General features: G+C 38.3%; 10 protein-coding genes. 7 read left to right on the top strand and 3 right to left on the bottom strand.

The genetic code is table 11. The annotated features are described in order from the left end of the window. Nucleotides 1–73 precede the first annotated feature (73 nt). On the bottom strand, nucleotides 74–301 hold the full coding sequence (locus tag RG47T_RS00255) for a hypothetical protein (protein WP_245770836.1): 228 nt from the start codon (nucleotides 299–301) through the stop codon (nucleotides 74–76). Nucleotides 302–543: 242 nt separating this feature from the next. Here RG47T_RS00255 and RG47T_RS00260 point away from each other — a divergent pair, with 242 nt between their 5' ends. Genes RG47T_RS00260 through RG47T_RS00270 form a run of 3 tightly spaced genes read left to right on the top strand, consistent with a single transcriptional unit; the run spans nucleotide 544 to nucleotide 3,620 of the window. Then, nucleotides 544–867 carry a helix-turn-helix domain-containing protein gene (locus RG47T_RS00260; protein WP_074487328.1) on the top strand — a complete coding sequence of 108 codons (324 nt, stop codon included), beginning with the start codon at nucleotides 544–546 and terminating at the stop codon, nucleotides 865–867. 3 nt (nucleotides 868–870) lie between these two features. Then, nucleotides 871–2,670, top strand: a complete 1,800-nt coding sequence (locus RG47T_RS00265) for an HsdM family class I SAM-dependent methyltransferase (protein WP_074487329.1) — start codon at nucleotides 871–873, stop codon at nucleotides 2,668–2,670. Then, on the top strand, nucleotides 2,670–3,620 hold the full coding sequence (locus RG47T_RS00270) for a restriction endonuclease subunit S (protein ID WP_074487330.1): 951 nt from the start codon (nucleotides 2,670–2,672) through the stop codon (nucleotides 3,618–3,620). Before RG47T_RS00265 ends, RG47T_RS00270 begins: the two co-directional genes overlap by 1 nt. 37 nt (nucleotides 3,621–3,657) lie before the next feature. Here RG47T_RS00270 and RG47T_RS00275 read toward each other — a convergent pair whose 3' ends face one another. Beyond that, complete coding sequence (locus RG47T_RS00275) at nucleotides 3,658–3,804, bottom strand: RtcB family protein (protein WP_290439108.1); 147 nt, start codon at nucleotides 3,802–3,804, stop codon at nucleotides 3,658–3,660. Between the two features lie 7 nt (nucleotides 3,805–3,811). Here RG47T_RS00275 and RG47T_RS00280 point away from each other — a divergent pair, with 7 nt between their 5' ends. Continuing rightward, the gene (locus tag RG47T_RS00280) at nucleotides 3,812–4,072 is read left to right on the top strand and encodes a hypothetical protein (RefSeq protein ID WP_074487331.1); all 261 of its coding nucleotides are present in this window, start codon (nucleotides 3,812–3,814) and stop codon (nucleotides 4,070–4,072) included. A gap of 146 nt (nucleotides 4,073–4,218) precedes the next feature. On the opposite strand, the gene RG47T_RS00285 is transcribed toward RG47T_RS00280, so the two are convergent. Further along, the gene (locus RG47T_RS00285; RefSeq protein ID WP_074487332.1) at nucleotides 4,219–5,202 is read right to left on the bottom strand and encodes a quinone oxidoreductase family protein; all 984 of its coding nucleotides are present in this window, start codon (nucleotides 5,200–5,202) and stop codon (nucleotides 4,219–4,221) included. 120 nt (nucleotides 5,203–5,322) lie between these two features. Here RG47T_RS00285 and RG47T_RS00290 point away from each other — a divergent pair, with 120 nt between their 5' ends. The 3 genes from RG47T_RS00290 (at nucleotide 5,323) to RG47T_RS00300 (ending at nucleotide 7,833) form a co-directional block, all read left to right on the top strand. Next, nucleotides 5,323–5,679, top strand: coding sequence for a winged helix-turn-helix transcriptional regulator (locus RG47T_RS00290; protein WP_074492995.1), 357 nt, complete (start codon nucleotides 5,323–5,325; stop codon nucleotides 5,677–5,679). A 13-nt stretch (nucleotides 5,680–5,692) separates the two neighbouring features. Then, on the top strand, nucleotides 5,693–6,676 hold the full coding sequence (locus RG47T_RS00295; protein WP_074487333.1) for a helix-turn-helix domain-containing protein: 984 nt from the start codon (nucleotides 5,693–5,695) through the stop codon (nucleotides 6,674–6,676). Between the two features lie 86 nt (nucleotides 6,677–6,762). Continuing rightward, nucleotides 6,763–7,833: an alkene reductase gene (locus tag RG47T_RS00300; RefSeq protein ID WP_074487334.1), complete on the top strand. Its 1,071-nt coding sequence runs from the start codon at nucleotides 6,763–6,765 to the stop codon at nucleotides 7,831–7,833. Nucleotides 7,834–8,005 lie beyond the last annotated feature (172 nt).

Raw genomic sequence — 8,005 nt, forward strand, 5'->3', positions numbered from 1 at the left:
AATGTGTCACTAATTCAACCAACATTGAATATTTTATTAGTCTACAAAAAATATTTATTAGGTATTCACAACTCTAAATCTCGCTGTTAATGAGAGGGCGCTGGTTCTTAGCCAATTCGGTAACCAGCACCAGCGGTACCGAACGCATATACATTTTGGTGCGTGCATATACAGCCAGCTTACCCACAAACACAGGGTCGCACGCGGTAATCAGTTTTTGCAGGCGCACTAAACGCGACTCGTCTTTTTCGTAAAAGGAATCGTTTAAGCTCCAGGTAACCACGGCGGTATACAGTTCCATTTCCGGCGACAGCGTAAACGCTTTGGCGCCCGCATGGTTAATGGTCTGGTTTTTAATTTGCTTAACAGGTTAAATTTCATTGTGAACCTCCTTTATTTCTTTAATGTTGATACAAAGAAATAGAGGTGCTGCGCAGTGTATTTGCGTAGGTGAGAATCATTTTTTTAAAAAATAATAATTGATACTCCCTTAGAAAAAGTATTTTTGTCAAAAAAACCAAGTTAAATTTAACAAGGTATAAAATGGAAAGTTTTGGTGGTTATATTAAACGTTTAAGAATTATTCACGGTCTTAATCAAACAGAATTAGCTGCAAAAGTTGGTTTAGATAGTGGAGGATTAAGCAAAGTGGAAAATGGACGAAAGATATTAAAAGAGAATAAGCTAAAATCGTTAGCCAAGGCTCTTGAAGTTGATATAACTGAATTGACAATAGAATATTTAAGTCAGAAATTTGCGGAGGATTGTTTTAAATATCAATGTCCGGAAAGTGTTTTTCAATTAGCACAGGAGAAGGCCAAGTATTATAAGTCAACAAAAGTTAAACAAGGTAATTTGAACCTATAAATTATGGCTAACGAAAGAAAAACCGAAGCGATTGTTCGTTCACATTTTGATAAATATAAATTGTCTATCGAAGTTGAAGAACAAATTTCAGATAATTTTAAAATAAATAAGCTATTAAAAACAGCTTCTAAAAAAGCTACAGGGAAAGGGTTTCCAGAATTTATTATTTCTTATAAAGAAACTTCGGATTTAATTATTGTAATTGAGTGTAAGCACGATATTTCTAAACATGAAAGCCTTCATCACGATAAATATGACAAGTATGCTGTTGATGGAGCATTGTTATACGCAACCTATTTATCAAAAGATTTTGATGTTATAGCAATTGCAGTTAGTGGAGATTCTCATAAAAATTTAAAAATATCTCATTATTTGCATTTAAAAAATGAAAAAAAAGCAGTAGAGATATTCGGGAATATCTTATTGACACCCGAAGATTACTTAAATGGATATTTAAAAAGTCCAGATAAGTTTCGACAAGATTATAATGCTCTTTTAGAATTCACCAAGAAGCTAAACGAAAAACTTCACACGTATAAAATTCTTGAAAGCCAGCGCAGTTTGCTAATTAGTTGTATTTTAATTTCTTTAGAAAATGAAGGGTTTAAAAGATCTTACCAATCACACAAAATCCCTAAAAACTTAGCAAATCTTTTAGTTAACACCGTTTCAAATGAATTAGAAAGCGCCAATATATTAGGGAAAAAATTAGAAAATTTAAATATTCAATTTGGATTCATAAAAACAGATACATCACTTTCAACTAAAGCTAATGTTCTAAAAGAGCTAATAGATGAGATTGATGCAAATATTAATCAATTTATTAAAACACATGAATATTTTGATGTTCTTGGGCAGTTGTACATTGAATTTTTACGTTATGCTAATAGTGATAAGGGGCTAGGAATAGTATTAACTCCGCCACACATTACTGATTTTTTTGCTGAATTAGCCCAAGTTAATAAAAATTCAATTGCATTTGATAATTGCACTGGAACAGGCGGTTTTCTAATTTCAGCAATGAAAAAAATGATAGAAGATGCCAAAGGGGATGAGCAGAAGATTAAACAAATTAAATCTACTCAACTGATCGGGATTGAATATCAAGCACATATTTTTGCACTTGCTGTATCGAATATGTATATTCATCAAGATGGCAAAACCAATATCATTAACGGTAGCTGTTTCGATGATGAAATTATTGAACAAGTTAAAGATCGTTCACCTACAGTTGGCTTTTTAAATCCGCCATATAAAGCAGATAAAAAAACAGACACTGATGAATTAGAGTTTATATTAAACAATTTAGAATGTTTAATAACTGGTGGAACATGCATCGCTATTGTTCCAATGCAAAGTGCATTATCTCAATCTGGGAAGGTTTATGAATTAAAAAAGAAGCTTTTAGAAAAGCATACATTAGAAGCCGTTCTATCTATGCCGAATGAATTGTTTTCGAATTCTAATGTAGCTGTAGTTTCATGTATAATGATTTTTACCGCCCATAAACCCCATTCAGAATATAAAGAAACATATTTTGGCTATTACAAAGATGATGGATTTGTAAAAAGAAAATCACTCGGAAGAATAGATGCTTACGGTAGGTGGGATTCAGTCAAAAAACATTGGTTAGCAACCTATTTAAATAGAAAATCAGAGGCTGGGCTAAGTGCCAATAAAGTAGTTTCCGCTAATGACGAATGGTGCGCAGAAGCGTATATGGATACTGATTTTTCCAAAATTTCTGAAGATGACTTTATAAAAGAAATCAAAAAATACGTAGCCTTTAATATTTTGAATTGATGGAACTTATAGAATTAAATAAATTATTTAGTATCCAATATGGAAATCAATTTGACTTATATAAGTTACAGTTTGACGGGGCAAGTAATATTAATTTTGTTTCGAGAAGCAGTCAAAATCTGGGTGTAGTGGCTAAAGTTTCAAAGTTCAAAGAAGTTAGACCATTTGCAGCTGGGCTAATTACAGTGACTCTTGGAGGAACTTATTTATTAAGTTCGTTTGTTCAACCAAGCCCATTTTATACCGCACAAAATGTAAAAGTATTAACACCGCTAAATGAAATGTCATTTAGTGCGAAACTGTTTTATTGTAAAGCGATAGAAGCTAATAGATTTAAATATACATCTCATGGACGAGAAGCAAATACTACTTTGGATACACTTTTATTGCCATTGTCTGTTCCAGAAAATTTCTTAAAGATTGATATTGAAGAATATAACAAGATATCAAAAAATAGTTTTTTAAAGGAAGAAATCAATATTTTCCAATCAGACTGGGGAGATTTTAAATACGAAAACTTATTTGAAATTAAAAAAGGTAAAAGACTTACAAAAGAAAATTTTATCAGCGGAGATACTCCTTTTATTGGTGCAATAGATTCAAACAATGGTTATAGAGAATACATCGGGCAACCCGCTATTCATAAAGCAAATACTATTACAGTAAATTATAATGGCTCAGTAGGAGAAGCATTTTATCAACCACACCCTTTTTGGGCAAGTGATGATGTTAATGTATTATATCCGAAATTCAAAATGAATAAATTCAGTGCTTTGTTCATTATAACACTAATTCGAAAAGAAAGATATAGATTTAATTTTGGAAGAAAGTGGGAAATGGAAAGGATGAGGGATACGACTATTAAATTACCGATAGATACAAATGGAAGCCCCGACTGGGGGTTGATTGAAAACTACATAAAATCATTGCCTTTTTCCAAAAGTGTTTAAGTTCACAGAGGACTAGATCAAATGTGAAAATTCTACCTTAATCCTCCGGCTTCTCCCTCGCATCCGCCATCCTCACAATCCTCGGCTCAAACTTCGCCAGTACTTCTACCAAATCATTCTGTGCGGCCATAACGGCATGAATATCTTTATAAGCCATCGGTGCTTCGTCTACGTCGCTGCCCATTAGGGTGATGCGCTTATCAACCAAATTGGCGGCAATGGGTGTTGGCTTTACTGAGATTGCCGGGAATAAAGGTGCAATTATGCTTACTATTTTAACCTACAAGTCTTTAAATATCACCGGCAATTATAAAGTATTATTTAGTCAGCCGGTCTTTACCAAGCAGGGCTTAAGTAGGGTTGCTTTAGTGACAACGGTGGAAAATCTAAGTGCAACTATCAAAACACTATTGGATGATAAAGTTATTATTGAACATGTGTATGACTACTAATATTTGTACTCTTTTTAGAACTTCAATACAACCTATTTTAGGACGACTCAAAAAAGGCCTTTAGGGGGCCAAAAAACGCGGTTTTTGTGTTTTTATTCCTTGCATGTCCAATAGGTTGTTTTTTGAGTTCTCATGATGTTCTAAAATTATGGTTTAAGAATAATGCTACCGGTCGTTTTGCGGGACTCCAGATCTGCATGAGCTTTTGCAGCATCCGCTAATGCATAAACCGTTGGTTTTTGGACATCCAATATGCCTTCTCTCACTAAATTGAATATCCCGGTAACGGCTAAGGCTATTTTTTCGCGGTTTTCCAGGTATTTGTAAAGGGCGGGGTTAACATATTGAATCTTCCTTTGCTCCATTTCTTCTGCGTTTATAATCGGCATACCCGAAAGCCAACCGTATAATATCGCACTACCACCGGCTTTGATCAATTCAATAGATTTTTGAAAAGTCGCCTCGCCAGTGCCGTCATATACTGCATCCAAGCCTTTGCCTTGCGTTACTTCGTTTACTACTTCAGCAAAATCTTGTGACTGCAAATCGACTACATGCTCAAAGCCACGCTTTAGGGCCAGTTCTTTTTTCGTAGCGCTTCCCACTGTCCCTATCACAATAGCACCTAATGCCCTTGCCCAGGCACTCAATAAGGTTCCAACTCCTCCTGTCATGGCATGTATCAAAACAATATCACCGGCCTTAACACCATAACTTTGTTTGAGTAGCATATGGGCAGTAAGCCCCTTTACCAAAACAGCAGCCGCCTGGTCAAATGAAATATCATCGGGCAGTTTGAATAAACTGGCTGCGGGAATAATCCTGCTTTCAGCATAAGCTCCAACAGAAAATGGATAAGCTACACGGTCGCCAACAACAAAATCTTTCACTCCTGGGCCAACAGCTTCGATAACACCTGCTGCTTCCGAGCCTATTGGTGCCGGGTAGGCCTCCATTGGAAACGTCCCGTTTCTAAAAAAAATATCTACGAAATTTACGCCAATGCTTTTTTGAGCAATTAACACTTCTCCCTCTCCGGCTTCCTTTAATATGGTGGTTTGATATTTCAAAACGTCCGGTGATCCGGTATGTTCGATCGACACCACGCCGCTTGATTTATTTGTATTCATTTCAATCTCTCTTTTAATTTTTATGAATTGCAAAGATAAAACGGCTAACTTTACAAAAGACACGAATTTCCCAAATGGAAGTTACTTCCTTTTGGGAACGTAATTATAAATGAGATGATTATGGAAAAGATATCGGATGATTGCCTGCAAAAATTTAAGGCGATAAATGATGTAAAAGATATTTTAAGCGGAAAATGGAAGGTGATGATTATTGCGAGCTTATCCGTTTTTGGTGAAAAACGGTACATGGAACTGCAACGGATAATTGACGGTATAGGAACTAAAATGCTTTCTAAAGAGTTACAGGAACTGGAAATAAACGGGTTGGTTAAAAGGACGGTAATGGATACAAAACCCATTACCGTGAAGTATGAATTGACCGAGTACGGGCGCTCGCTCACGCCTGTTATTGATGAGATGGCTTCCTGGGGAATTCAGCATAGGGAGCGGATAATACAGGAAATGAGCGCTAAGTAAACCATCACTAAACATGTTAATAGAGTTTGTTACCCAGCCGCAGTTCAATTTTTTGACGGCTTTTGCTGAGGCTCTAAAAGTACCTGTGGTTAATAATGAGCTGCAAATCCCTTCATCCCTTGGCGAAGGGTTTGTGCGTCGGGTTGACCTAAACGATGACTTCCGCCTGCTAATCCATCGGTATCGGCTGAAGCAGGAGTTGATCTTAAAACGGATAGGTTCAAAAGAACCGGCGAGCTTTATCAGTGTGATTTTCTATAATAATGAAGAGCCGGTAAACATCATTAGCGATGAAACGCAACAACGTAGTTTTAGTCGTTATAACGATATGGCGATACAAATAGCCTCCAATAATTTAGACTCGCTGATTACGTTCCCGGCTAATACCGAGATCTATTTTACAGTAATTGGATTAAGTGCAACTCGCCTTAAGGGTTTGTTGGAGCTTAATCGTCCTGATCATTTGATCGATACTATTGTTAACCCCAAAGAGTCTTTTCTTTTTTATGAAAGCATGGGGACGGAAACACAAATGACACTCAAGCAGCTATCGGAATCGCAGGCCGAAAACGGCTTAGCCGGGTTTTATTACCGGCTTAAGGCGGAAACGCTGCTTTATCATGTGTTTAGTCAGCTGCACAACCGCCAATCTACCGGGCATAGCCCCGTTAATAAGGCTGATGCAGAAAAGCTTGCTATCATCCGGAAAGCTATACTCAGCGATCTTAGCCAACCGCCCAGCCTGCCTGAGCTCGCCAAATTAGGCGGTCTGAGTGAAACCAAGATGAAAGATTTGTTCAGGCAGGTATTTGGCGATAGTATTTACAATTATTACCAAACGGCACGCATGGAGGAAGCAGCCTATCTGCTCAAACATAAAAATTATTCGGTGAGTGAGGCCGGCTATCAGTTAGGCTTTAGTAATTTGAGCCATTTTACCCGCTTATTCGAGCGGCACCATCACCAAAAGCCAAAAAAATACGCATCAGGCGGATAAGACTATTTTTAGGGCGAAGTGCGCTATTTTAAATTTGGTATCCTGGCGACCTTTGACATATCATTTAAAACATAAAAGCAAACGATATGAAAAAGTTACTCATGCCCTATAATAGTCAGTCCCTGAATTTGAAGAATCATTTAGTGATGGCACCCATGACCCGCAGCCGTGCTATCGGCAACATACCAAACGCCCTGATGGCCGAATACTATGGACAGCGCCGGGGAGCAGGCTTGATCATTACGGAAGGTACCGCCCCAGCCCCGGAAGCATTGGGTTATGCCCGTATTCCTGGTATATTTTCGGCTGCACAAATCGAGGGCTGGAAATTAACGACAGCGGCAGTACACCAAAACGATACCAAAATATTTTTGCAATTGATGCATACCGGCCGTATCGGCCACCAGGCGAATCTGCCTGAGGGAGTGCAGGTGGTAGGTGCATCAGCAATACCGGCAGCAGGGCAGATGCATACCGATACGATGGGTATGCAGGATTACCCGAATCCGGTAGCTTTATCTACCAAAGGCGTACAAGATGTGATCAGCGGATATGTAACAGCCGCTAAAAATGCTATTGCCGCAGGCTTTGACGGTGTGGAATTACACGCGGCAAACGGCTACCTCATCGAGCAGTTTCTTAACCCGAACGTAAATAACCGCGCAGATATTTATGGTGGCAACATTGAAAACAGGAGTCGGTTTGCCCTGGAGGTGGCACAACGTGTAGCGGATGCTATCGGTAAAGAAAAAGTTGGTGTCAGGATCTCGCCTAACTCCACGCTGGGCGACCTGCAGGCTTATGATGCAGATGCTACGGAAGAGACTTACATTCACCTAAGCCGGGAGTTTAACCGCATCGGGCTTGCCTATATACACATTAGCATCAATCCGCAGGTTCCTGCATATACATTAGCAGCTATTCGTACTGAATTTGAGGGGACTATTATTTATTGTAACACCTTTACTGCAGAAAAAGCCGAAGTTGAATTAAATAACGGGGATGCAGACCTTATCGCTTTCGGCAGGGCATTTTTAGCAAATCCGGACCTGGAGCAACGCATTATTAATGGTACAGAATTGAACGCGCCAGATTTCACTACACTATATACACCAGGTGCTAAAGGATACACCGATTACCCGGTTTTATTTAACTGATCCTTTCGCGGTGTTTTGCTTAAATGTTAAAATTTCGACACCATGCTATATTAAAGTTCCGGCGGTATAGATCTACCGCCGGAGCAAAAAATATGGCACCCGCCATGATCAGATTGAAAGTGGAAGAACTGTTGTTAAAGTATAAATGCAGGGGCCGGTAAAAAACAGGATG

Origin of the sequence: Mucilaginibacter polytrichastri, from assembly GCF_001911425.1 — a bacterium.
In the GTDB taxonomy this organism is placed as follows: Bacteria; Bacteroidota; Bacteroidia; order Sphingobacteriales; family Sphingobacteriaceae; genus Mucilaginibacter; species Mucilaginibacter polytrichastri.

Excerpts from the sequence above, each read along its gene's own strand:
- RG47T_RS00260 (WP_074487328.1), top strand. The coding sequence starts at position 544 with ATGGAAAGTTTTGGTGGTTATATTAAACGTTTAAGAATTATTCACGGT.
- RG47T_RS00280 (WP_074487331.1), top strand. The coding sequence starts at position 3,812 with ATGCGCTTATCAACCAAATTGGCGGCAATGGGTGTTGGCTTTACTGAG.
- RG47T_RS00270 (WP_074487330.1), top strand. The coding sequence starts at position 2,670 with ATGGAACTTATAGAATTAAATAAATTATTTAGTATCCAATATGGAAAT.
- RG47T_RS00265 (WP_074487329.1), top strand. The coding sequence starts at position 871 with ATGGCTAACGAAAGAAAAACCGAAGCGATTGTTCGTTCACATTTTGAT.
- RG47T_RS00275 (WP_290439108.1), bottom strand. The coding sequence starts at position 3,804 with ATGGGCAGCGACGTAGACGAAGCACCGATGGCTTATAAAGATATTCAT.
- RG47T_RS00290 (WP_074492995.1), top strand. The coding sequence starts at position 5,323 with ATGGAAAAGATATCGGATGATTGCCTGCAAAAATTTAAGGCGATAAAT.
- RG47T_RS00285 (WP_074487332.1), bottom strand. The coding sequence starts at position 5,202 with ATGAATACAAATAAATCAAGCGGCGTGGTGTCGATCGAACATACCGGA.
- RG47T_RS00295 (WP_074487333.1), top strand. The coding sequence starts at position 5,693 with ATGTTAATAGAGTTTGTTACCCAGCCGCAGTTCAATTTTTTGACGGCT.
- RG47T_RS00300 (WP_074487334.1), top strand. The coding sequence starts at position 6,763 with ATGAAAAAGTTACTCATGCCCTATAATAGTCAGTCCCTGAATTTGAAG.
- RG47T_RS00255 (WP_245770836.1), bottom strand. The coding sequence starts at position 301 with ATGGAACTGTATACCGCCGTGGTTACCTGGAGCTTAAACGATTCCTTT.